The sequence below is a fragment of the Pseudomonas fluorescens genome, assembly GCF_902498195.1.
Taxonomy (GTDB): Bacteria; Pseudomonadota; Gammaproteobacteria; order Pseudomonadales; family Pseudomonadaceae; genus Aquipseudomonas; species Aquipseudomonas fluorescens_BU.
The window spans coordinates 1,128,905-1,153,501 of the sequence record NZ_CABVIY010000002.1 but is presented as its reverse complement, the minus strand read 5'-3'; the positions used below and the strand labels follow the sequence as shown (position 1 = coordinate 1,153,501).

At 60.7% G+C, this 24,597-nt stretch carries 21 protein-coding genes; 9 read left to right on the top strand and 12 right to left on the bottom strand.

Annotation, left to right across the window (positions count from 1 at the left end; translation table 11 throughout):
* Nucleotides 1-110 (top strand): benzoate/H(+) symporter BenE family transporter (locus tag F8N66_RS10845; RefSeq protein ID WP_150770138.1); only part of this gene is annotated, 110 nt, incomplete at its 5' end.
* 62 nt (nt 111-172) lie between these two features.
* On the opposite strand, the gene F8N66_RS10840 is transcribed toward F8N66_RS10845, so the two are convergent.
* Nucleotides 173-517 (bottom strand): YggL family protein, encoded by a 345-nt coding sequence (locus tag F8N66_RS10840; protein WP_007896965.1) that lies wholly within the window; start codon nt 515-517, stop codon nt 173-175.
* Between the two features lie 232 nt (nt 518-749).
* Here F8N66_RS10840 and dacB point away from each other — a divergent pair, with 232 nt between their 5' ends.
* Nucleotides 750-2,210 carry a D-alanyl-D-alanine carboxypeptidase/D-alanyl-D-alanine-endopeptidase gene (dacB, locus tag F8N66_RS10835; RefSeq protein WP_150770137.1) on the top strand — a complete coding sequence of 487 codons (1,461 nt, stop codon included), beginning with the start codon at nt 750-752 and terminating at the stop codon, nt 2,208-2,210.
* A gap of 121 nt (nt 2,211-2,331) precedes the next feature.
* On the opposite strand, the gene F8N66_RS10830 is transcribed toward dacB, so the two are convergent.
* Nucleotides 2,332-4,731: a diguanylate cyclase gene (locus F8N66_RS10830; protein ID WP_150770136.1), complete on the bottom strand. Its 2,400-nt coding sequence runs from the start codon at nt 4,729-4,731 to the stop codon at nt 2,332-2,334.
* Between the two features lie 209 nt (nt 4,732-4,940).
* Nucleotides 4,941-7,211 (bottom strand): bifunctional 23S rRNA (guanine(2069)-N(7))-methyltransferase RlmK/23S rRNA (guanine(2445)-N(2))-methyltransferase RlmL, encoded by a 2,271-nt coding sequence (gene rlmKL, locus F8N66_RS10825; protein WP_150770135.1) that lies wholly within the window; start codon nt 7,209-7,211, stop codon nt 4,941-4,943.
* A 528-nt stretch (nt 7,212-7,739) separates the two neighbouring features.
* Here rlmKL and rmf point away from each other — a divergent pair.
* Complete coding sequence (rmf, locus tag F8N66_RS10820; protein WP_003223300.1) at nt 7,740-7,955, top strand: ribosome modulation factor; 216 nt, start codon at nt 7,740-7,742, stop codon at nt 7,953-7,955.
* A 244-nt stretch (nt 7,956-8,199) separates the two neighbouring features.
* On the opposite strand, the gene F8N66_RS10815 is transcribed toward rmf, so the two are convergent.
* Nucleotides 8,200-9,219 (bottom strand): quinone-dependent dihydroorotate dehydrogenase, encoded by a 1,020-nt coding sequence (locus F8N66_RS10815; protein ID WP_150770134.1) that lies wholly within the window; start codon nt 9,217-9,219, stop codon nt 8,200-8,202.
* Nucleotides 9,220-9,447: 228 nt separating this feature from the next.
* Here F8N66_RS10815 and F8N66_RS10810 point away from each other — a divergent pair, with 228 nt between their 5' ends.
* From F8N66_RS10810 to cobA, 5 genes are all read left to right on the top strand, one after another.
* Complete coding sequence (locus tag F8N66_RS10810; protein ID WP_150770133.1) at nt 9,448-10,659, top strand: CmpA/NrtA family ABC transporter substrate-binding protein; 1,212 nt, start codon at nt 9,448-9,450, stop codon at nt 10,657-10,659.
* 15 nt (nt 10,660-10,674) lie between these two features.
* On the top strand, nt 10,675-11,250 hold the full coding sequence (locus F8N66_RS10805; protein ID WP_008056396.1) for an ANTAR domain-containing response regulator: 576 nt from the start codon (nt 10,675-10,677) through the stop codon (nt 11,248-11,250).
* A gap of 322 nt (nt 11,251-11,572) precedes the next feature.
* Nucleotides 11,573-12,784, top strand: a complete 1,212-nt coding sequence (locus F8N66_RS10800; protein ID WP_150770132.1) for a nitrate/nitrite transporter — start codon at nt 11,573-11,575, stop codon at nt 12,782-12,784.
* Between the two features lie 7 nt (nt 12,785-12,791).
* Nucleotides 12,792-14,462, top strand: coding sequence for a bifunctional protein-serine/threonine kinase/phosphatase (locus tag F8N66_RS10795; protein WP_150770131.1), 1,671 nt, complete (start codon nt 12,792-12,794; stop codon nt 14,460-14,462).
* A 26-nt stretch (nt 14,463-14,488) separates the two neighbouring features.
* Complete coding sequence (gene cobA / locus F8N66_RS10790) at nt 14,489-15,256, top strand: uroporphyrinogen-III C-methyltransferase (RefSeq protein WP_150770130.1); 768 nt, start codon at nt 14,489-14,491, stop codon at nt 15,254-15,256.
* 103 nt (nt 15,257-15,359) lie between these two features.
* On the opposite strand, the gene F8N66_RS10785 is transcribed toward cobA, so the two are convergent.
* The 8 genes from F8N66_RS10785 to ppsA form a co-directional block, all read right to left on the bottom strand.
* Nucleotides 15,360-16,394, bottom strand: coding sequence for an OmpA family protein (locus F8N66_RS10785; protein WP_150770129.1), 1,035 nt, complete (start codon nt 16,392-16,394; stop codon nt 15,360-15,362).
* A gap of 107 nt (nt 16,395-16,501) precedes the next feature.
* Nucleotides 16,502-17,092, bottom strand: coding sequence for an RNA polymerase sigma factor SigX (gene sigX, locus F8N66_RS10780; RefSeq protein ID WP_015096065.1), 591 nt, complete (start codon nt 17,090-17,092; stop codon nt 16,502-16,504).
* A gap of 90 nt (nt 17,093-17,182) precedes the next feature.
* Entirely contained in the window at nt 17,183-18,007 is an 825-nt protein-coding gene (locus F8N66_RS10775) for a mechanosensitive ion channel family protein (protein ID WP_008048604.1), read from the bottom strand.
* A 2-nt stretch (nt 18,008-18,009) separates the two neighbouring features.
* Nucleotides 18,010-18,258, bottom strand: coding sequence for a CrfX protein (locus F8N66_RS10770; RefSeq protein WP_150770128.1), 249 nt, complete (start codon nt 18,256-18,258; stop codon nt 18,010-18,012).
* A 63-nt stretch (nt 18,259-18,321) separates the two neighbouring features.
* Nucleotides 18,322-19,317 carry a zinc transporter ZntB gene (locus F8N66_RS10765; RefSeq protein WP_150770127.1) on the bottom strand — a complete coding sequence of 332 codons (996 nt, stop codon included), beginning with the start codon at nt 19,315-19,317 and terminating at the stop codon, nt 18,322-18,324.
* Nucleotides 19,318-19,339: 22 nt separating this feature from the next.
* Nucleotides 19,340-19,831, bottom strand: a complete 492-nt coding sequence (gene rraA, locus F8N66_RS10760) for a ribonuclease E activity regulator RraA (RefSeq protein WP_053157411.1) — start codon at nt 19,829-19,831, stop codon at nt 19,340-19,342.
* Nucleotides 19,832-19,968: 137 nt separating this feature from the next.
* Nucleotides 19,969-20,958: an alpha/beta fold hydrolase gene (locus tag F8N66_RS10755; protein WP_150770126.1), complete on the bottom strand. Its 990-nt coding sequence runs from the start codon at nt 20,956-20,958 to the stop codon at nt 19,969-19,971.
* 194 nt (nt 20,959-21,152) lie between these two features.
* Nucleotides 21,153-23,528, bottom strand: a complete 2,376-nt coding sequence (gene ppsA, locus F8N66_RS10750) for a phosphoenolpyruvate synthase (RefSeq protein ID WP_150770125.1) — start codon at nt 23,526-23,528, stop codon at nt 21,153-21,155.
* A 174-nt stretch (nt 23,529-23,702) separates the two neighbouring features.
* On the opposite strand from ppsA, the gene F8N66_RS10745 reads away from it, so the two are divergent.
* Nucleotides 23,703-24,521, top strand: coding sequence for a pyruvate, water dikinase regulatory protein (locus F8N66_RS10745; RefSeq protein ID WP_150770124.1), 819 nt, complete (start codon nt 23,703-23,705; stop codon nt 24,519-24,521).
* Nucleotides 24,522-24,597 lie beyond the last annotated feature (76 nt).

Sequence of the window (24,597 nt, the reverse complement as noted above, 5' to 3'; positions counted from 1 at the left end):
CCTTCATGGTCACGGCGTCGGGGCTGACGCTGTTTTCCATCGGCTCGGCGTTCTGGGGAATTGTGGCGGGGGTGCTGACGCTGGTGATTCTGAATTGGCGCAAGGCCTGAAAGATCGCAGCCTCGTTCCGCATAAAAAAACGGCGACCCTTGGGTCGCCGTACTTCATGACATCAAGCTACCGGATTGATCGGCTTTTCCGGGTACCAGACGTCGATCAGCGGGCTGACGGTTGCTTCGGTCAGTTCGCTGCGGCCTTTGAGCCAGGCTTCAACAGCGGCACGCTGCTCCTCGGAAACCGAGCCACGCTTCTGCAGGCATACCAGACCGAAGTCGTCGCCGCCAACATAGCCCAGGCCGTTGGCTTCCATGGCTTCTTTAAGGAACGCGTCGAGGAAAGCATCAATGGCTTCATCGGCCAAATCTTCTTTGAAATCCAGGTTCAGTTCGAAACCCAGCTCTTGAAATTCATCGACGCACAGTTTTTTGCGCAGACGCTGGGAACGGTTAGTCGCCATTGGAACAATCCTCTTAAGTAATAACGGCCGGCACTTTAGCAGTTTAAGCCGCCGATTGCCCGCCTCTGAACGGCGCGCGCCCTACCGCCGGTAAAAAAATAGCCGATAACAGGACCAAGGCACGGCACAAGCCACGACACCTTGGGGCATAATGCCGACACTTTCGTGACCGCTGAGGGCTTTCATTTTCATGCCCTCGTCTTTCCCCCTCGGCTGTAGGGTTTTATTTCAGATGATCAAATCGTTGCGTCCACTGCTGCTGGCTGGCCTCCTTCTCCCGCTGGCCCTCCCCGTTTCCGCTGATCCAGTCAACACCGCCCTGTCACCCAATGTTGAAAAAGCCCTCAAGGCCAGCAAGTTGCAGGACAACGCCCTGTCGCTGGTGATGATCCCGCTCACCGGCCCCGGCACCGCGACCATTTTCAACGCCGACGTGTCGGTCAACCCGGCCTCGACCATGAAACTGGTCACTACCTACGCGGCCCTGGAAATGCTCGGCCCGAACCACCAGTGGAAGACCGAGTTCTACACCGACGGCACCCTCAGCGGCGGCATCCTCAACGGCAACCTCTACCTCAAGGGTGGCGGTGATCCGAAGCTGAACATGGAAAAACTCTGGCTGTTGATGCGCGACCTGCGCGCCAACGGCGTGACCCAGGTCACCGGCGACCTGGTGCTGGACAAGAACTTCTTCGTGCAACCGCAACTGCCCGAATTCAACGACGACGGCAACGACGAGAACAAACCGTTCCTGGTCAAGCCCGATGCCCTGCTGGTCAACCTCAAGGCCCTGCGCTTCGTGGCCCGCAACGACGGCGGCCGGGTGCTGATTTCCGTCGAGCCGCCGATTGCCAGCATCCGCATCGAGAATCAGGTCAAGGCGCTCAATTCCAAACAGTGCACCGGCGGCGTGCGTTACAACCCGGTGCCCCAGGCCGATGGCAGCGTCACCGTGACGGTCGGTGGCCAGCTGGGGGATGGTTGCAGCTCGCAGACTTACCTGTCGCTGCTCGACCACGCGACCTACACCGCCGGCGCCGTGCGCGCGATCTGGAAAGAACTGGGTGGCAGCATTCAGGGCAAGGACGTGCTGGCGCCAACGCCGAAAGACGCCAAGGTGCTGGCCCGTGCGTTCTCGCCGGACCTGGCGGAAATCATCCGCGACATCAACAAATACAGTAACAACACCATGGCCCAGCAGCTGTTCCTGAGCCTGGGGCAGAGATTCCGCACCGATGCCGACGCCGATGACGCCAAGGCGGCCCAGCGTGTGGTCCGTCAGTGGCTGGCGAAGAAAGGCATCACCGCGCCGCACCTGGTGATGGAAAATGGCTCCGGCCTGTCTCGCGCCGAGCGCGTCAGCGCCCGGGAAATGGCGTCGATGCTGCAAGCCGCATGGCGCAGCCCTTACGCCGCCGAGTACATCAGCTCGATGCCGATTGCCGGCACCGACGGCACCATGCGCAAACGCCTGAAGACCACCGCGATGCGCGGCGAGGCACACGTCAAGACCGGGACCCTGAATACCGTTCGGGCCATCGCCGGTTTCAGCCGCGACGTCAACGGCAATACCTGGGCTGTGGTGGCGATCCTCAACGACAAGGCCCCGTTCGGCGCCTCGTCGGTGCTCGATCAGGTGCTGCTGGACCTGTACCGCCAGCCGAAACTGCCGCAGACCGCTTCGGTCCTGTAAAACACCACAACTGTGGGAGCGGGCTTGCTCGCGAAAGCGGTGGATCAGGCACATCGTTGTCGACTGACCCGCCGCATTCGCGAGCAAGCCCGCTCCCACAGGTAAAACATGTACACCTGGCTCAGTTCATCTCCCCCTGCACCCGATCCCGGCCCTCCTGCTTCGCCGCGTAAACGCCCGAGTCCGCGCGCAGCAGCAGCGCATCCGCGCCTTCGCCAACCCGCCAGCTGGCGATCCCGAAACTCGCGGTGACAACCCCCACCTCGTCGATCGGCGCACTGCGCAAGCCCTGCCACAATTCCAGCGCCAGCAGATGGGCCTGTTCGCCGCCGATGTCCGGGCATAGCACCATGAACTCTTCACCGCCCAGACGACAGAACACGTCGGTGCGTCGCAGGCGGTGGCCGATCCGCTCGCACACCGCCTGCAATACCCGATCGCCAACGGCGTGGCCGTACTGGTCATTGATGCGCTTGAAGTGATCGATGTCGAGCATGATCACCGACAGCTCACCCCCACCACGCTCCACCCGGGCCATCTCGGTGGTCAGGCGTTCCTGGAAATAGCGGCGGTTGTGGATACCGGTCAGCGAGTCGGTGACCGACAACGCGCGCAGCTCTTCTTCCACCCGCTTCATATCGGAAATGTCCGAGATATAGCCATGCCACAGCACGCCGCCACCGGGAAGTTCCTCCGGTGTCGCCTCGCCGCGAACCCAGCGCAGGCCGCGCTGGGGCAATTGCACCCGGTACTCTTCGCGCCAGGGGCTGAGGGTGTCCGCCGAGGCCCGGATCGAGGCGCGCACGCGCGTCGTGTCCTGAGGATGAATGCGCATGAAGATCGCTTCGGCATTGAGCAGCAACACGTCCGGTTCGAGTTCATAGATCTCGCGAATACCGTCGCTGGCGTAGATCACACTGAAGCGACCGTCGAACTCCATCTTGAACTGGTAAATCCCGCCGGGTACATGGGCGCTGAGTTTTTTCAGCAACAGGTCCCTCGCCGCCAGCGCCTCATGCACGCGCTTGCGTTCGGTGATGTCGATGCAGACCGCCAGGTGCCCGACCCACAGGCCTTGTTCGTCGAGCACCGGCGTGGCCAGCATGTTGACGATCAGATGACTGCCATCGCCACGCACCAGCGTCCACTCCCGCGCCTCGTGCCGGCTTTCGACGCTGGCCTCGACCAACATCGCCTGGCAGGTCGGCACCGGTTTGCCGAACAACGCGCTCAACTCGGTGGAACGTGCGGCGAGCTCCCGGGGCAGGTGCAGGTTTTCCAGGGTCATGCGCCCCACCACTTCTGAGGCGGTGTAGCCAAGCATTTGCTCGGCGCCGGCATTGAAAGTGCTGATCACGCCGCGCAGGTCCGTGGCGATGATCGCCACCTGGGTCGCGGCGTTCAGCACCCCGCGCAACTGACCGTGGGTCCCGCGCAATTCCTGTTCGCGGGCGCGCAACTCCTCGGTGCGCTGCTCGACCATTTTCAGCGCGCGCTGCCGTTGACTGACCAGTACGTAGAGCAACGCGCTGAGCAGCACACTGAGCAAACCGCCGAGGACCACCAGGGTGGTGACCGAGGAATGGTTGGCCTGCAGAAACGCTTCGCTGGGCTGGATGTCGACCTGATAGTCGTGATCGGCCAGGCGCAACAGCCGGGTCGCGGACAACTCACTCACAGCAGGCGCGTTGGGCGATTCAAACAGCACTTCGTGCTGTTCATCGGTGGACAGGTCGAGGATGCGCACCGAGAGGTAATCACGGCCCGCCTCCGGCAAGCCGTCGGCCAGCAACTGGCGCATGCTGATGACCGCCATCACGTAGCCGAACGGTTTGCCCGCCGGCTGATCCGGGGTATTGCGCAGCATGACCGGCGCAACCAGCAGCACCCCCCGCGCATACGCCGGTTCGATGCTGACCAGGTGCATCGGTTGCGATACCGCCATGCGCCCATGCTGATCGGCGCGCTCCAGGGTGGCACGTCGCAACGGTTGGGCCAGTAAGTCGTAGCCCAGCGGCGAGCCGAGTTTGCTTTGCGTCTGGCTGTACAGCACCACCACGTACTCATCCCGTTCGGCGGCCAATTGCAGCTGGCCGTCGGCATTCAGTTCACGCAGGGTAAAACCGCTCAGGCCCTCGTCACGGGCACGCTGCTCGAACGCCGGACGCTCGGCACGGCTCACCCGCTCGGCAAAGGAATACGCCTGGGTGCGGTGCAACAGGGGTTGGGTATAGCCGTTGAATTCCTCACGGGAAACCGAATCGGAATTGGCAAAAAAGCGGCGCAGACCATCGAGGCGTTGCTCCTGGTCTTCGAAACGCTCTTCGATACGGCTGTAGCGCTCACTGGCCAGCAGTTGGAAGCGTTGCCGCAATTGGTGGTGAAACAGATTGAGCGTCGACCAGGCCAGCAAACCCGTGAGGATCCCGCCGACGAGCAATACCAGCAGCGCGACCAGCCAGGCCGAGACATCTTCGCTGATAAAACCCAGGATCTTGGGGCGCACGGCGTGCAACGACATAAACGCAACTCAAAACGCCAGGTACGGGAAAGCCCTTTGGCCATGAGTTGAGTTATAGCTATTAGCCACTAATTTGACCAGCACTGAAAAAGTCCCTGTAGGAGCGAGCTCTGCTCGCGATGATCGATAACGATAACGCGGGGTTTCTGACTCCTCGCGGTGTTCTCAGGTTCATCGCGAGCAGGGCTCGCTCCTACAGGGGGTCAACGTCAGCGGGCGGTGATTTTCCAGGCGCGGTGGATCTTGGCATTACGGGCAAAATCCGGATCGATGGTCTGGGCGGTGATCTCCTCGACGGCATAACGCTCGCTGAGGTTGGGTTCCAGCTCGAACTTGCGGAAGTTGTTGGAGAAGTACAACACGCCGCCGGTTGCCAGCCGTGCCATCGCCAGGTCGATCAATTGCACCTGATCGCGCTGCACGTCGAAGATGCCTTCCATGCGCTTGGAGTTGGAGAAGGTTGGCGGGTCGATGAAGATCAGGTCGTACTCGTCACGACTGGCTTCCAGCCAGGCCATCACATCGCCCTGCTCCAGACGGTTCTTGTCGGAGAAACCGTTCAGCGACAGGTTGCGCCGCGCCCAGTCCAGGTAGGTTTTCGACAAGTCGACGCTGGTGGTGCTGCGCGCACCGCCCTTGGCCGCGTGGACACTGGCGGTGGCGGTGTAGCAATACAGGTTGAGGAAGCGCTTGCCGGCCGCCTCTTTCTGAATGCGCATGCGCATCGGCCGGTGGTCGAGGAACAGGCCGGTGTCGAGGTAATCGGTGAGGTTCACCAGCAGCTTCACGCCGCCTTCGTTCACTTCGACGAATTTGCCCTGCGCCGCCTGGCGTTCGTACTGCTTGGTGCCGCTCTGGCGCTCGCGACGCTTGACCACCACGCGGCTCTTGTCGATGTTCAACGCCTGCGGAATCGCAGCCAGGGCATCGAACATGCGCCCCGAGGCTTTTTCCGGATCGATGGATTTCGGGGCGGCGTATTCCTGGACGTGGACCCAATCGTGATACAGGTCGATGGCCATGGAATATTCAGGCATGTCGGCATCGTAGACGCGGTAGCAATCGATACCTTCACGCTTGACCCATTTGCCCAGGGCCTTGAGGTTCTTTTGCAGGCGGTTGGCAAACATTTGCCCGCCTTCGCTCAGGCGCGGCTGCTCGACCACTGGCGCGGGGGCCGGGGCCGGCTTGATCGGGTTGCCGTTCTTGTTGTACTGGCGCTCTTGCGGCTCGCTCGGGGCTTGATCGTACGCCGCCTGTTCGCGCTCGGCCTGGCGTTGCTCCGGGGTACGACGTTCGCCGGTGACGAATTGATCCGGCAACACTTTGATCAGCAGCAGCTTGCACGGCAATGCGCCGTTCCAGAACGAATACTGCTTGTGGCTGCGGATGCCCATGCGCTTGCCCAGGTCCGGCGCGCCGGTGAACACCGCCGCTTCCCAGTTCAGGCAAGCCTGGCGCAGACGTTCGCCGAGGTTCTGGTAGAGGTAGAGCAGGCTCGCCTCGTCGCCCAGGCGCTCGCCGTAGGGAGGGTTGCAGATCACCAGGCCTTTCTGGTTCTGGTCCGGACGCGGTTCAAAGGTCGCGACTTCGCCCTGGTAGATCTTGATCCACTCGCTCAGGCCGGCACGCTCGACGTTGTTGCGGCCCGGTTGAATCAGGCGCGGATCGGCTTCGTAACCGCGAATCCACAACGGTGGCTTGGCCAGGCCGGCCGCCGCGCGTTCGGAAGCTTCTTCATGGAGTTTTTTCCACAGCGCCGGCACGTGACCGAGCCAGGCCGTGAAGCCCCACTGTTCGCGACGCAGGTTCGGCGCGATGTCGGCGGCGATCATCGCCGCTTCGACGAGGAAGGTACCGACACCGCACATCGGGTCCGCCAGCGCGCCGCCTTCGGCGGCAATACGCGGCCAGCCGGAACGGATCAGGATCGCCGCCGCGAGGTTTTCCTTCAGCGGCGCCGCGCCTTGCTGCAAGCGATAACCACGCTGGTGCAGGCTGTGGCCGGAGAGGTCGAGGGACAGAATGGCTTCGCCACGGTCCAGGCGCAGGTGGATACGCAGGTCCGGGTTGAGCTTGTCGATGGACGGACGGTCGCCCTGCGGGGTGCGCAGTTTGTCGACGATGGCGTCCTTGACCTTCAAGGCGCCGAAGTGGGTGTTGTCGATACCCGAGCCATGCCCGCTGAATTCGACGGCCAGGGTGCCGTCATTGAGCATGTGGTCTTGCCACTCGATATCCAGCACGCCGTGATAAAGATCTTCGGCGTCTTTCATCGGGAAACGCTTGAGCACCAGCAACACCCGATTGGCCAGTCGCGACCACAGGCACAGGCGGTAGGCGGTTTCCATAGTGGCCATGCCGCGCACGGCAGAGGTGTGCTCACGCGCTTCCTCAAGGCCAAGCCCGACGGCTTCCTCGATGAGCAGGCCTTCAAGGCCTTTTGGGCAGGTGAGGAAGAGTTCGAAACGATCGGACATGGGGATTCGTAGCCTTTAGCTGAGTGGACCGGCAACGCATTGCCGGCCCGGTTTTCAATCAGGCGCTTTTCTCGAAGAGCGCCCGCGTGGCACGAAGGTGTGCCGTTCCACCCCTGCTGCCCGGGTTAAAAGAGCTTAGATGCAAGGACAGATAAAAAAGTTGATGCAACAAAATGTCATAAGTCGACCCTTCGTCGAATAATGCGCCGCTCAACGCGAGGCATTCTCACCAAGGAATTAACCCTTCCATCCTGCGGGGGGCCGATCATACAGGGCTTTGATCAATAAAAATGCTTCGAACATCGTGTTACTTATGGCCGTACCATCTTTATGGTTACGTTCTTATGACAAAACGATCATTCCCTCGATGTGACGCATTGGTTAGAAATCAATACAGGTTGGCGCCACAACGGACGCCAACACCTTGGCTCGCCACGCCGGCAGCGAGCCCCCAACGGCAGACCTTTCTGCCAGACCTCGATTGAGGTCGACGCGATAAAAACAGTCAACAAGTGAGGGCTACACCCTATGAGAAGACTTAAGCGTGATCCGTTGGAAAGAGCATTTTTGCGCGGATATCAATATGGCGTTGGTGGTAAATCCCGTGAGCTTTGCCCATTTACTCTACCGTCGGTACGCCAAGCCTGGATCAACGGCTGGCGAGAAGGACGCGGCGACAACTGGGACGGTATGACCGGCACTGCGGGCATCCATAGACTCAACGAACTTCACGCCGTCGGCTAATACAGGGCCACACTCCGACACGACAATCTGATTACGTCATGAATTAACCACGCACGTCCCATCCGGACGGCGGGCTCCGGCCCAGGGGCTCCTTTAAAGGAGCCCTTTTTTATGCCTGGTACAAACAAAATCGGTGAACGCAATCACCCGTAGGAGCTGCCGCAGGCTGCGATCTTTTGATTTTGCTTTTCCAAGAACAAGATCAATAGATCGCAGCCTGCGGCAGCTCCTACAGGATCGGTGATTATCTCAGGGCAGCGATAGCGTCTACTGACTCGCGAATCAATGCCGGGCCTTTGTAGATAAAGCCCGAATAGATCTGCACCAGGCTCGCACCCGCGGTGATTTTCTCCGCCGCGTGTTTGCCTTCGGTGATGCCGCCCGCCGCGATGATCGGCAAGCGACCGCCCAGCTCCGACGCCAGCACTTTCACGGTGTGGGTGCTCTTGTCGCGCACCGGTGCGCCCGACAGACCGCCCGCCTCGTCACCGTGCTCCATGCCTTCGACGCCCACGCGGCTCAGGGTGGTGTTGGTGGCGATGACCGCGTCCATGCCGGTTTCGATCAACGCCTGGGCAACCTGTGCGGTTTCTTCGTCGGTCATGTCCGGGGCGATCTTGATCGCCAGCGGTACGTGCTTGCCATGACGCAGCGCCAGTTCGGCACGGCGCGCGGCCAGGTCGGCCAGCAACTGCTTGAGCGAGTCGCCGAATTGCAGGCTGCGCAGGCCCGGAGTGTTCGGCGAGCTGACGTTGACCGTCACATAGCTGGCGTGGGCATAGACCTTGTCCAGGCAAATCAGGTAATCGTCGACCGCACGCTCGACCGGGGTATCGAAGTTTTTGCCGATATTGATGCCCAGCACGCCCTTGTACTTGGCGGCCGCCACGCGGGCCAGCAAGTGATCGACACCGAGGTTGTTGAAGCCCATGCGGTTGATGATCGCCTCGGCCTCCGGCAGACGGAACAGCCGTGGCTTGGGATTGCCCGGCTGCGGACGCGGGGTGATGGTGCCGATCTCGACAAATCCGAAACCCAGCTGCGCAAAACCGTCGATGGCCGCGCCGTTCTTGTCCAGACCGGCCGCCAGTCCCACCGGGTTCGGGAAGTCCAGGCCCATAACCTTCACCGGAACCTTCGCCGGCGCCTTGCACAGCAAGCCGTTGAGTCCCAGTCGCCCACCCGCGCCGATCAGGTCCAGGGACAGATCGTGGGAAGTTTCCGGGGAAAGTTTGAACAACAGCTGACGGGCCAGGGTGTACATGGGCGGGATGGACTCGGGGCGGTGAAAAGTGGCGGGGATTATAGCCGGGCACAGGTCCACAGGCGAGGCGCGAAAGCAAAACAGCCGACGATGGCATATGCCTTGCACCCCTCCAGGCATCAGCACCCATGCCAATGGCGGGATGGGGGCCAGGACAATGGCGTCGTCACCCGGCCTTGCGTGTGCAAGCACCCGGGACGACGCTTTTTTTTGCAAGGTGAACACGCGATGAACGAACCGTCAGCCGGCCCTCTGGCCTGGGTCAATGGCAGCGATGCCCCGGAAAAGACCGCAATCAATCTCGGTTTCATGGCCCTGAGCGACTGCGCCTCGGTGGTGGTCGCCGCCACCCAGGGGTTCGCCCAGCCCTACGGACTGACCCTGAATCTCAAGCGCCAGTCGTCCTGGGCCAATTTGCGCGACAAACTGGTCAGCGGCGAACTCGATGCCGCCCACAGCCTGTACGGTCTGATCTACGCCGTGCACCTGGGCATTGGCGGCGTGGCGTCGACCGACATGGCCGTGCTCATGGGGCTGAACCAGAATGGCCAGAGCATCAATCTTTCCCATGGCTTGCAGGGCCTGGGCGTGACCGGTCCTGAAGCACTGCATCGGCACGTGCACCAAACTCGCCCAAAACTGACCTTTGCCCAGACCTTCCCCACCGGCACCCACGCGATGTGGCTTTACTACTGGCTCGCCAGCCAGGGCATTCATCCGTTGCTGGATGTCGACAGCGTGGTGGTGCCACCGCCACAAATGGTCGCGCACCTGCAAGCGGGGCGCATCGACGGTTTCTGTGTCGGCGAGCCGTGGTCCGCCAGCGCGGTGCATCAGGGCCTGGGCTTTACCCTGGCGACGACCCAGACCATCTGGCCTGATCACCCGGAAAAAGTCCTGGGCTGCACCCGCGCCTTCGTCGAGCAGTACCCCAACACCGCCCGGGCGTTGGTGATGGCGATTCTCGAAGCCAGCCGCTTCATCGAAGACAGTACCGAGAATCGCCGCGGCACCGCGCAATTGCTCAGCGCGCCGCAGTACCTCGATGCCCCGCTCGATTGCATCGAACCGCGCCTGCTGGGCGATTACGCCGACGGCCTCGGCCATCGCTGGCAAGACCCGCACGCCTTGCGGTTCCACGCCGAGGGCGAGGTCAATCTGCCGTACCTGTCCGATGGCATGTGGTTCATGACCCAGTTTCGCCGCTGGGGGTTGTTGCGCGAAGACCCCGATTACCTCGCGGTAGCCCGCCAGGTTCAGCAACTAGACTTGTACCGAGAGGCCGCCAGTGCCGTCGGTGTCGCGGCGCTGGCCAGGGAAATGCGCAGCAGCCAGCTGATCGACGGCAAGGTGTGGGATGGCGCCGACCCCGCCGGCTATGCCCGCAGCTTCAAACTGCACGCCATGAGCGACAGCTCGCCCCTTATCGCCAGCCGCTGACAGGAGACTGCGAACATGTTGCGTATCCTGCTGATCAACGACACTGCGAAAAAAGTCGGGCGCCTGAAAGCGGCCCTGACGGAAGCCGGCTTCGAAGTCATCGATGAGTCCGGCCTGACCATCGACCTGCCCGAACGCGTCGAAACGGTGCGTCCGGACGTGATTCTGATCGATACCGAGTCACCGAGCCGCGATGTCATGGAACAAGTGGTGCTGGTGAGCCGCGACCAGCCAAGGCCAATCGTGATGTTTACCGACGAGCATGACCCCGATGTAATGCGCCAGGCGATCAAGTCCGGCGTCAGTGCCTACATCGTCGAAGGCATCCACGCACAACGCTTGCAGCCGATTCTCGACGTGGCCATGGCGCGCTTCGAAAGCGACCAGGCCCTGCGCGCCCAACTGCATGCCCGCGACCAGCAACTGGCCGAGCGCAAGCGCATCGAACTGGCCAAAGGGTTGCTGATGAAAATGAAAGACTGCAACGAGGAAGAGGCCTACACCCTGATGCGCCGCCAGGCCATGAGCCGCCAGCAAAAGCTGATCCAGGTGGCGGAGCAGATCATTGCCATGAGCGAGTTGTTAGGTTGAGGCCTTGAGGTGAATGTTCCATCGCCTTCGCGAGCAAGCCCGCTCCCACATTTGATCGCGGTCTAATGTGGGAGCGGGCTTGCTCGCGAATGGCACAACGCAGTCTCAAACTGTTGGCACAAATCTCGCTAGGTAATCCCCACAGGTAACCAACGGCGGTTGCCCCACCTACGACAAAGACGTCGCTCACCCCATTTGCCCCTGGCGAATCGGGTAGCGGCGTTTTTTTGTTTTGGCCCCATAGCCCGGGGCCGGTGGTGCGGCCCTGCGGCGCCCCACCTGCATGACTCCCGTTCGAGACTCCTATCAGTTGAGGTGCGCGATGAATTCAAGCTTCTGGAAATCCGGCCATACCCCGACCCTGTTCGCGGCCTTCCTCTATTTCGACCTGAGCTTCATGGTCTGGTACCTGCTAGGCCCCCTGGCGGTGCAAATCGCCGGCGACCTGCACCTGACCACCCAGCAGCGCGGGCTGGTGGTGGCCACGCCAATTCTGGCCGGGGCGGTATTGCGCTTTGCCATGGGCATGCTGGCTGATCGCCTGTCACCGAAAACCGCCGGGCTGATCGGCCAGGTGATTGTCATCTGTGCGCTGTTCGGCGCCTGGAAACTCGGCATCCACAGCTACGAACAAGCGCTGCTGCTGGGGTTGTTCCTCGGCATGGCCGGCGCCTCCTTCGCAGTGGCCCTGCCGCTGGCGTCGCAATGGTATCCGCCGCAGCATCAGGGCAAGGCCATGGGCATCGCCGGGGCCGGCAACTCGGGCACCGTATTGGCCGCGCTGATTGCACCGGTGCTGGCGGCGGCGTTTGGCTGGAGCAACGTGTTCGGCTTCGCGCTGATCCCGCTGATACTGACCCTGATTGTCTTCGCCTCGCTGGCCAAAAACGCCCCGGAGCGGCCGAAAGCCAAATCGATGGCCGACTACTTCAAGGCCTTGGGCGACCGCGACAGTTGGTGGTTCATGTTTTTCTACAGCGTGACCTTCGGCGGTTTCATCGGTCTGGCCAGTGCTCTGCCAGGCTACTTCAACGACCAGTACGGCCTGAACCCGGTGACCGCCGGCTACTACACCGCAGCCTGTGTCTTCGGTGGCAGCCTGATGCGCCCGTTGGGCGGCGCCCTGGCCGATCGCTTCGGTGGCATTCGCACCTTGCTGGCGATGTACACCGTGTCGGCGATCTGCATCGCTGCCGTGGGTTTCAACCTGCCGAGCTCATACGCTGCGCTGGCACTGTTCGTCTGCACCATGCTCGGCCTGGGGGCAGGTAACGGCGCGGTGTTCCAGTTGGTTCCACAACGCTTCCGTCGGGAGATCGGCGTGATGACCGGCCTGATCGGCATGGCGGGCGGCATCGGTGGTTTTGCCCTCGCGGCCGGCATGGGCACGATCAAGCAAAGCACCGGCAGCTACCAGATGGCGTTGTGGCTGTTCGCCAGTCTCGCGGTCTTCGCCTGGTTTGGCCTGCACGGTGTGAAACGCCGCTGGAGAACCACTTGGGGTTCTGCCGCCGTGACCGCTGCCCGGGTCTGACGCTGCCATGAGCCTGCAACTGAGCTTCGCCGAAGCCAGCGCCATCGGTCCGCGCGACGAGAATCAGGACGCCCTGCGCCTGGTCACGCCGGCCCCGGCACTGGCTGCCAGCAAGGGTTACCTGTTCGCCATCGCCGACGGCGTCAGCCAATGCGCCGATGGCGGCCTGGCCGCCCGCTCGACCTTGCAGGCCCTGGCGCTGGATTACTACGCCACCCCGGAAACCTGGGGCGTCGCCCAGGCACTGGATCGCCTGTTGCTGGCACAGAACCGCTGGCTGCAGGCCAACGGCAATGGGCAACCCTTGCTGACCACGGTCAGTGCCCTGGTGTTGCGCGGGCGGCGCTTTACCCTGGCCCATGTCGGCGATTGCCGGGTGTATCGCTGGCACGCCGATCAATTGCAGCGCGTCAGTGAAGATCATGTCTGGGACCAGCCGGGCATGCAGCACGTGCTCAAGCGGGCACTGGGCCTTGATCAGCATTTGGTGCTGGATTTTCTCGACGGTGAATTGCGCCTCGATGAGAGTTTTGTGCTCCTCAGCGACGGCATCTGGGCGGTCCTGGGCGATACCGCGATTGCGGCGATTCTGCGTGATCAACCGGATCTCGACCGTGCCGCGCAGACGCTGGTGAACGCCGCACACCTGGCCGGCAGCCAGGATAACGCCAGCGCCTTGCTGGTGCGGGTCGACGCCCTGGGTGAAACCAGCATCGGCGATGCGTTGATTCATTTGCAGCAATGGCCGCTGCCGCCAGCACTGAAACCAGGCCAGGACTTCGAGGGCTGGCAAGTCGAGACCCTGCTCGGCCAGAGCCAGCAGTCGCTGCTTTATCGGGTACGCGACAGCCAGCAGCAACCCTGGCTGTTGAAAACCTTGCCGCCCCGCCTGCATGACGATCATCAGGCCGGGCAAGCGTTGCTCTCGGAGGAATGGTTTCTCAAGCGCGTGGCCGGACGGCATTTCCCTGAAGTCCATGCCTCCAGTCAGCGTCAGCACTTGTACTACGTGATGCGCGAATACTCCGGGTCGACCCTCGCCCAACTGCATGCGCGGGTCGGGCCGTTGCCGCTGGCCCAGTGGCAGGACGTGGCCGAACGCCTGCTCAAGGCGATCGGCCTGCTGCATCGCCGGCAGATACTGCATCGCGACATCAAGCCGGAAAACCTGCTGCTGGGGGACGAAGGTGAGTTGCGCCTGCTGGATTTCGGACTGGCCTGGTGCCCCGGCCTGTCCGAAGACCTGCCCTGCGCCCTGCCCGGCACACCCAGCTACATTGCGCCGGAGGCGTTTCGCGGCGAAGAGCCAACGCCGCGCCAGGACCTGTATGCCGTCGGTGTGACCCTGTATTACCTGCTGACCGGGCATTTTCCCTATGGCGAAATCGAAGCCTTCCAGCGGCCACGATTCGGGGTGCCGGTCAATGCCAGCCGCTATCGCCCCGACGTGCCGGAATGGTTGACGCAAAGCCTGGAGCGCGCAGTCGCGGCGGATCCGGCCCAGCGTTTTGAAACAGCGGAAGAATGGCTACTGCTGCTGGAACAGGGCGAGCGTCGCAGCTTGAGCGTACGCCCCCGCCCTTTGCTGGAAAGAGAGCCGCTGAAGGTTTGGCGGACGCTGGCGCTGGTGTCGTTACTGACCAATCTGGCGCTGTTGTTTGCGGTATTTCATGGCTGACAGCCACACCCAATGAGGACAACACAATGAACGCAAAAGTCTGGCTGGTCGGTGCGGGGCCCGGTGATCCTGAATTGCTGACGCTCAAAGCCGTGCGGGCGCTGAGAGAAGCGGACGTGGTGCTGATCGATGATCTGGTGAACGATGCCGTCCTTGAACACTGCAATAACGCCCGAATCATCCCGGTGGGCAAACGCGGCGGTTGCCGCTCGACGCCACAGGCGTTCATCCATCGCCTGATGCTGCGTTACGCGCGCCATGGCAAATGCGTGGTGCGACTCAAGGGTGGCGACCCGTGCATTTTCGGGCGCGGCGGTGAAGAAGCACAGTGGTTGCGTGAGCGTGGGGTCGAGGTCGAGCTGGTCAATGGCATCACTGCCGGGCTTGCCGGTGCCACGCAATGCGATATCCCGCTGACACTGCGCGGTGTAGCGCGCGGCGTGACCCTGGTGACGGCCCATACCCAGGACGGCAGCCGCTTGAACTGGCAGGCGCTGGCCCAGGGCGGTACGACCCTGGTGATCTACATGGGCGTGGCCAAGCTCAGTGAAATTCGCGAACAGTTGTTGGCGGGAGGGATGGAGGCGGACACGCCGGTGGCGATGATCGAAAACGCTTCACTGCCACAACAGCGGGAATGCCGGAGCGATCTGACAGCGATGGAAGAAGATGCTGACGAGTTCGAGTTGAAAAGTCCTGCGATTCTGGTGATTGGCGCCGTGGCAATGCACGAAAAGATCAAAAGATCGCAGCCTGCGATAGCACCTACAGGGACCTACGCAGCATCAATGTAGGCGCTGCCGAAGGCTGCGATCTCTTCAGGGCAAGCTGAAACACCAAATCGTAGACAAAGAAAAGCCCGGCCTGAGCCGGGCTTTTCTCAAAGCGGCGAGCTAATTACTTAGCTTGAGCTTCAACCTGCGCTTCTACACGACGGTTTACAGCGCGGCCAGCTTCAGTTTTGTTGTCAGCAACTGGGCGGGATTCGCCGTAGCCAACAGACTGAACGCGGGACGATTCAACACCGTACTGGTTGGTCAGAACCTGCTTAACGGCGTTTGCACGACGCTCGGACAGTTTCTGGTTGTAAGCGTCAGGACCGACGGAGTCAGTGTGACCTTCAACAGTGGTGCTGGTGGATGGGTACTGCTTCATGAAGTCAGCCAGGTTCTTGATGTCGCCGTAGCTGTTTGGCTTGACGACCGACTTGTCGAAGTCGAATTTCACGTCCAGCTCTACACGTACGACTTCAGCAACTGCTGGGCAGCCATCAGCGTCAACAGTTACGTTGGCTGGGGTATCCGGGCACTTGTCAACGTTGTCGCAAACGCCATCGTTGTCGCTGTCGGAGCAAACTTCAGCCGGTGCTGGAACTGGAGCAGCAGCTGGCTTGGAGCCGCCACCGAAGTTCACACCGATACCGACGCTAGGAGCCCACTCGGTGTCGCCCTGGTCGATGTTGTACTGAGCTTCAACGCCGGCACGGGCGTAGAAGTTCTCGGTGAAGTACAGCTTGGCGCCGCCGCCAACGTTGGCGAAGGTGGAACGGTTACGGCCGTTCGAGCCGTTCTGGTCGATGCTCTGGTCGGAGAAACCGGCCGAGACGTATGGACGCAGCATGTCGCCTGGGTTGTTGAAGTGGTACAGAGCGTCCAGGGCGGTGTTAGCGCCTTTTACGTTCTTACCGTCGTCAGCACGGACGTTGTGAACTTCGTCGTAAGCCAGACGCAGTTCAACGTCGTCGGTCAAGAAGTAACCAACGGAACCGCCGAAGAGGTTGCCGTCGTTCTTGAAGTTACGAGCGCTGTCGAACTGTTCTTTCTTGGCGAAGCCTTCGATTTCAACTGCGCCTTGGCCCTGTGCCAGAGCGCCGAACGAAGTGGCGGCAATAAGAGAACCAATGGCCAAGCCCAAGGTGTTTTTCAGTTTCATCCGTTAAATCCCCATCTGGTGATTGTGAAGCAGTCCCGCAAACCGGGGGACAACTCGGCGGCAATTCTATCAGAACTTGCCTACACGTAAGAGATATTTGCGCCGAACTAAGTTTCAGCAATGCCTGCAAATTTCTCACGCAATTTATCTAGAGCGCGTTTGTACCGCATTTTTGTTGCACTCAAACCCATGTGCATGATGTCCGCGATCTCTTGAAACTCCAGCTCTGCGACAAATCGTAGCACCAGAATTTCACGGTCGATCGGGTTCACATACACCAACCAGCGATCAAGTCCACCCTTCTCCTCGGGTTTCGGCGTCTTTTCTTCAGACGCTTCTTCGAGTGGGTCGAGACTCAATGCGTCCATCAAGCGACGCTTTCGCCGTTCCTTTCGATACTGTGTGATGCACTCGTTGTACGTGATGCTATATAGCCATGTCTTGAACTTCGATTTGCCCTCGAAGTTCTTCAAGCCATACAGCACCTTCAACATCACTTCCTGACAGACATCATCTGCGTCGCGATCGTTCCCGAGATATCGTGCACAGACGTTAAATAATGTTCGTTGGTAACGCCGCATCAGTTCTTCGTAGGCGCGCGTTACGTGAAACAGCTCGGTATGCGAGCGCGCGACCAACTCCTCATCAGAGAGCTCGCGGGGGTCGTAGCGCATGGATAGCGATTGGGCTTTATTCAAAACAAGTCGGGCCGACAGTCAGGTCAATGTCCGCCGCAGCCGGCATCAGCAGGCATTTTGCGGCGGCATACATTAGCAGGGTTTGCCGGGTTAGCGGCTACTCACATGCTGCTCAAGGAGGATCCGATTGGAAAGAGAGACTAGCTCACCCTCATCGGTCAGCAATGTGGTTTTAACCGTGCCGATCTCTTCGATCTGCCCTTCGACCTCGCCAACACGCACTTGTTGCCCAACCTGGTACAACTCACGCACATAGATTCCCGCAAGAATCTGACCGGCAATTTCCCGGCTTCCCAAGCCCATGGCCAGCGCAACGGCCAGACCAACGGTAATCAAAACAATCACGATCACATGGTTGAGCAGGTCAGTCTTGACCTCCAACTGGCTGATCGCAACCGAGATACTGATGATGATCACCAGGCCCTGGGCAATTCGCCCCAGGCCGGAAGCGTAGTCCAGGCCTACGCCTTCTGCCGCGCCGCGCACCAGGCCATTGGCCAGCTGCGCGAGCAAGACACCCACCAGCAACACCAGCGCGGCGCCGAATACTTTCGGCAAATACAGCGCAAGCATATCCAGCGTAGCTGAAACTCGCTCAAGTCCAAGGGATTCTGCGGCAGAAACCAGGAAAATCAGCAGAACGAACCAATAGACGATCTTGCCGATCAGCGTCGAGATCGGGACTTGAAGGCCCGCCCGTGACAGCAATTTGGTCAGGCCGGTACCGCCCATCAGGCGATCGAGGCCCAGCTTGGCGAGCAGCTTGGACAACAAGGTGTCCAGCAGTTTGGCCACGACGAAACCCAGCAGCAGCACAACCAGTGCGCCAAACAGGTTCGGAATGAAGTTCGCAACCTTGGTCCATAACGCAGTCATTGCAGTGACGAGGCTCTGTGTCCAGAGATCAAGTTCCATATTCAATCAGCCTTATCAGCAGCGCGAGCGGTAGGTTTACGAAGACGGGACACCGGCGCCACATGGGCCGATCCATTATTCAGGGCGATCATCAGCGCGGGCAGCCAGCGGCCCAGCAGGCTGAACAGATCGCCGGCGCCGACCTGGCGGTTGGCGGTTTTCAGTACACGGCCAAGGCACGCATCGTCGTCCCGGGTGGACGGTGATGCCTTGAGCATGTCACGCAAAGACTGTTCAAACGGATCGTGCATACGCACCTCTCGTGATGTCTGTGAAAGACGCGGTCAAATTTGGTCGGGTCACATGGTTCACGTTCAAACCCAGCGCAAACGTCGGAACAACCACCACTGCCCGAGCGCCACCGAGACCATCAGCAGGCAGGCGACGATGAAGCCATAAGGGCTTTCGGAAAATGGAATTCCCCCGACATTGATCCCCAAAAGACCGGTCAGAAAACTCATCGGCAAAAAGATCCCGGTGATGATCCCGAAGCGATACATCGTGCGATTCATACGCACGCTCAAGCGTCGGTCTTCAGCCTCCAGGACCAGCCCCACGCGCTCCCGGGTCAATTCCAGCTCCTCGAGATAGCGGGTCAGGCTGTTGTTCAATTCGTTCCAGTAATCGCCATCGTCCTCGACGAACCAGGGCAATTTGATGCGCGTCAGCTGACCGAAGATGTCCCGCTGCGGAGCAAGAAAGCGCTTCAACGCAGCGGCCCGGCGACGGATCTGCAAAACCTCGCCATGCTCGGGTGTATACCGTTCGTCGGCATCCAGCTTTTCCTCTTCCTCATCGACCACTTCCGAGAGGCAGCTGACCAGATCCTGCACCTTGTTGGTGAGGTACTGCGCCATATAAAGGATGAGTTCAGAGGCGGTTTTCGGTCCCTTGCCGGCTTCCAGTTGCACCAACAATTCTTCGGTGGCGCGCAATGGACGCAAACGCAGGGAAATCACCCGCTGCGCAGAGCCGAAGATCCGTACCGACACCATGTCTTCGGGCTCGGCACCCGGATTCAGGTTTACCCCACGCAAAAATAGCAGCAGCTCGCTGTCGGAAAGCTGTAGAAGACGCGGACGGGTGTTTTCTTCAAGTAGCAAGTCGCAGCTGAATTCACTCAGGCCACTGGACTTACGCAGCCAGGTCTGGGTTTGCGGGTGACTGCGATCCCAGTGCAGCCACAGGCTTTCATGGGCCTGCAGCTGCAAGTCATCGAGTTCAGTCCGGGCTATCGAACGCGCACCGCCTTTACCGTCCAGCACCAGGGCATGTACCAGCCCCCACTGCGCGTTTTGTTCCTCGAACATCCGCATTCCTTGGGTCAAAATCCTACTCAGGCATTTTTAGCGGGCTCGGCGAGATGATCACGCCGTTGTTGTCCGCATAAATGTACTGGCCTGGATGAAAGGTCACTCCGGCGAACGTCACGGCGACGTTCAGGTCGCCGATACCGCGCTTGTCGGTTTTCATCGGATGGCTGGCCAGCGCCTGAACGCCCAGGTCGGTCTGTGCGATGACGTCGACGTCACGGATGCAACCGTAGATCACCAGCCCTTCCCAGCCGTTTTTCGCCGCCTTCTCCGCCAGCATGTCGCCCAGCAGCGCACGGCGCAGGGAACCACCGCCATCGACCACCAGCACCTTGCCGTTGCCCTTGAGTTCGACCTGTTCCTTGACCAGCGAGTTGTCTTCGAAGCACTTGATGGTCACGATTTCGCCGCCGAAGGAATCACGGCCGCCGAAATTGCTGAACATCGGTTCCAGCACCTGCACCAGCTCCGGGTAAGCGTCGCACAGGTCAGGCGTAAGGTAATGGTTCATCGAGAAACTCCTGTAAGGAAGAAGACGGCACGAACATCAATGATGATTCAATCATCGAAAATGACCAGAACAGCTCAACGCGTCATATCTTAGCCGCAAGCCGACCAGAGCGAAATGCCCCTGATAGAGCGTCCAGCTTAGATGGCCGCGGTCAAATCCGCCTGCCCACCCAAAAGAGGCGTCTGCTGATCCGCCAGCCAGCGGGCCACCAAAGGCCAGACTTCGGCCTGGGCGGTTTTGCTGACCAGCATTTCCACATGGCCGAAATTATCGCCAAAGCCCTGCTCACGCCCCAGGTTGATAAATTGCTTGTGCTCGGAACCCACCTGATCGAACAACTTGCGACAGGCCCAGGCCGGGTCCTGATGATCACCCACGGCGCTCACCGCCAGCACCGGCATCCTGATCTCGGCCAATCCCGCCCACCAATCCTTGTCGGCATCGCCAAAGCGTCCGAACAGGCCATACCAGCGCATGCTTTCCAGGGCCAGGCCAATCGGCTCGTCCTCCGGCCCGCGCTTGAGTCGCGATCCGGACAACTGGGCAAAACGCTTGAGGATGAAACGCCCGCCCCACTCGACCGGCGGAATCTTCAGCGGCCAGTAGGTGCGGCTGACTTGCGTGCCGAAAAACGCCGCGGACGCGACCACGGGTTCACCGATGTACTCACCACCCAACGCCGCCGCCAGGGTAATGCCGCCCAGCGAATGACCGATCCAGTGCGGGACCTGGCCGCTTTGCTCGCGCACGAAGGCGCCAATGGCCGGCAGGTCGTATCGCGCATAATCGGCGACGCGGTTCTTGCGGTAGTTCTGGTTGCGCTGGGACAAGCCGTGACCGCGCATTTCCGCAATCCACACATCGAATCCCAGGCGCGCCAGGTAAGCCCCCAGGCCCAGGCCCTTGGGCGAAAACCAGAAACGTCGATTGGAAAAGCTGCCGTGCAACAGGATCACCGGCACGCCCCGCACCGCTGGCTCGTCGGCCATGCCCAGGCGCGTCACCGCCAGCTCGACAGTCGCGTCAGGGCTGTTGGCGGGTTTCAAACGATAGACATCTTCGCTCAGATCACCGCGCCGCTCGGCGCTGATCAGGGCGACAGGAAATAGGTTGCTGCTGCTTTGCATAGTCTCTTGCACAAAAAAGGGCGGCATCCAGAGGAGCCCGCCCTACTTGAATCTCAAAAGGGGCCGCTTACTGTAGGAGCGAGCCTGCTCGCGAAGAACTTCAGGACACCGCGTTTATCCAGGATAAACGCATTATCGTTGACGTCCATCGCGAGCAGGCTCGCTCCTACAGAGAGAGCGACCCGCTCACACCATCAAGCCGAAGCCTGACCCTCAGCCAGGAAGAACCAGGTTTCCAGTACAGAATCAGGGTTCAACGAAACGCTTTCGATGCCCTGCTCCATCAGCCATTTGGCCAGGTCCGGGTGATCCGATGGGCCCTGACCGCAAATGCCGATGTACTTGCCGGCCTTGTTGCAGGCGGCAATGGCGTTGGCCAGCAGCTTCTTGACCGCCGGGTTACGCTCGTCGAACAGGTGCGCGATGATCCCGGAGTCGCGGTCCAGGCCCAGGGTCAGCTGGGTCAGGTCGTTGGAACCGATGGAGAAACCGTCGAAGAATTCGAGGAACTCTTCAGCCAGGATCGCGTTGGACGGCAGCTCGCACATCATGATGACGCGCAGGCCGTTTTCGCCACGGGCCAGGCCGTTTTCGGCCAACAGGTCCACCACCTGGCTCGCTTCGCCCAGGGTACGGACGAACGGCACCATGATTTCAACGTTGGTCAGGCCCATCTCGTTACGCACGCGCTTGAGGGCGCGGCATTCAAGCTCGAAGCAGTCGCGGAACGATTCGCTGATGTAACGCGAGGCGCCACGGAAGCCCAGCATCGGGTTTTCTTCTTCCGGCTCGTAGAGCTTGCCGCCAATCAGGTTGGCGTATTCGTTGGACTTGAAGTCCGACAGACGCACGATGACCTTTTTCGGATAAAACGCCGCGGCCAGGGTGCTGATGCCCTCGACCAGTTTCTCGACGTAGAAACCGACCGGATCGTCGTAGCCGGCGATGCGCTTGTCGACGCTGTCCTTGATGTCCTGTGGCAGGCCGTCGTAGTTCAGCAGCGCCTTGGGGTGCACGCCGATCATGCGGTTGATGATGAACTCCAGGCGGGCCAGGCCCACACCGGCGTTCGGCAGCTGTGCGAAGTCAAAGGCACGGTCCGGGTTGCCGACGTTCATCATGATCTTGAACGGCAGCTCCGGCATGGCGTCCACGGAGTTCTTCTTGATGTCGAAGCCCAGTTCACCTTCGAAGATAAAGCCGGTGTCGCCTTCAGCGCAGGAAACGGTCACGCCCTGGCCGTCTTTCAACAGCTGGGTGGCGTTGCCGCAACCGACGACCGCCGGGATACCCAGCTCACGCGCGATGATCGCCGCGTGGCAGGTACGGCCGCCACGGTTGGTGACGATGGCGCTGGCGCGCTTCATGACCGGTTCCCAGTCCGGGTCGGTCATGTCGGAGACCAGTACGTCGCCTGGCTGGACCTTGTCCATCTCGGACACGTCCTTGATGATGCGGACCTTGCCGGCGCCGATGCGCTGGCCGATGGCACGGCCTTCCACCAGCACGGTGCCGGTTTCCTTCAACAGGTAACGTTCCATCACGTTGGCCTGGGTGCGGCTCTTCACGGTTTCCGGACGGGCCTGCACGATGTACAGCTTGCCGTCGTCACCGTCCTTGGCCCATTCGATGTCCATCGGGCACTGGTAGTGCTTCTCGATGATCATCGCCTGCTTGGCCAGCTCGCTGACTTCGGCGTCGGTCAGGCAGAAACGCGCGCGATCGGCCTTGTCGACATCGACGGTCTTGACCGAACGACCGGCCTTGGCCTCGTCGCCGTAGATCATCTTGATGGCCTTGCTGCCCAGGTTGCGGCGCAGGATCGCCGGGCGACCGGCGGCCAGCGTGCCCTTGTGGACATAGAATTCGTCCGGGTTCACCGCGCCTTGTACGACGGTTTCACCCAGGCCGTAGGCGCCTGTGATGAACACCACGTCACGGAAACCCGATTCGGTATCGAGGGTGAACATCACGCCGGCGGTGCCGGTTTCGGAGCGGACCATGCGCTGTACGCCGGCCGACAGGGCGACCAGCTTGTGGTCGAAGCCCTGGTGCACGCGATAGGAAATCGCGCGATCGTTGAAAAGGGAGGCGAACACCTCTTTGGCGGCGCGAATGACGTTTTCGACACCACGGATGTTCAGGAAGGTTTCCTGCTGGCCGGCGAAGGAGGCGTCCGGCAAATCTTCGGCGGTAGCGGAAGAGCGCACGGCCACGGCCACGTCAGGGTTGCCGGCCGACAGCGCGGCGAACGCGGTGCGGATCTCGGCATTCAGTTTTTCAGGGAACTCGGCTTCCATGATCCATTGACGGATCTGGGCGCCGGTCTTGGCCAGGGCATTCACGTCGTCGACGTCCAGGGCATCGAGGGCCTCGTGAATCTGCTGATTCAAGCCGCTCAGTTCCAGGAAGTCGCGATAAGCCTGAGCGGTCGTGGCGAAGCCACCGGGCACCGATACACCGGCACCTGCCAGGTTGCTGATCATCTCGCCCAGGGATGCGTTCTTGCCCCCCACATGCTCAACATCGTGTTTGCCGAGCTTATCGAGGGAAACTACGTACTCTACCAAGGTGATCTCTCCACTAACTGTGTTGGAAAAGCTCAGACACCGGCTGCTCGGGGGAGCGTTTGCCAGCTGTATGGCCTGGACCTGGAAAATAAGTGAGAATGCGGGCCATTGGCGACCAGCAAATCCCGCCTATCATATCCAAGATTCGTCACTAGCTTAAGGCCCAAGGTGCAAATGAAACGATCTGCTTTCTTTATCTCCGATGGCACCGGCATTACCGCCGAAACCCTGGGTCAAAGCCTCCTGGCGCAGTTCGAAAACATTACCTTCGCCAAATTCACACGGCCGTACATCGACAGCGTGGATAAAGCGCGGGCCATGGTACAACAAATCAACAAAGCCGCCGAAACCGACGGCTTCCGGCCGATCATCTTCGACACCATCGTCAACCAGGACATCCGTGAGATCCTCGCGACTTCCAATGGTTTCATGATCGACATTTTCTCGACCTTCCTGGCGCCTCTCGAACAGGAACTGACCGAGCATTCTTCCTATACCGTGGGCAAATCCCACTCCATCGGTACCAACTCCAATTACATGGAGCGGATCGAGGCGGTGAACTTCGCCCTCGACAACGACGACGGCGCCCGCACGCACTATTACGACAAGGCCGACCTGATCCTGGTGGGCGTGTCGCGCTGCGGCAAGACGCCTACCTGCCTGTACATGGCCATGCAATTCGGCATTCGCGCGGCCAACTACCCGCTGACCGAAGACGACATGGAACGCCTGCAACTGCCCAACGCCCTGCGCGCCCACCAGCACAAGCTGTTCGGCCTGACCATCGACCCGGACCGCCTGACCGCGATCCGCAACGAGCGCAAGCCCAACAGCCGCTATTCGAGCTACGCGCAGTGCGAATTCGAAGTGCGCGAGGTGGAAAACCTGTTCCGTCGCGAGAACATTCCGAACATCAACTCCACGCATTTTTCCGTTGAAGAAATCTCCGCGAAGATCCTGGTGGAGAAAGGCGTCGAGCGGCGGTTCAAGTAAATTTGCAGCGCCTGACACGCCGCCTTCGCGAGCAAGCCCGCTCCCACATTGGAATGCGCTCAAATGTGGGAGCGGG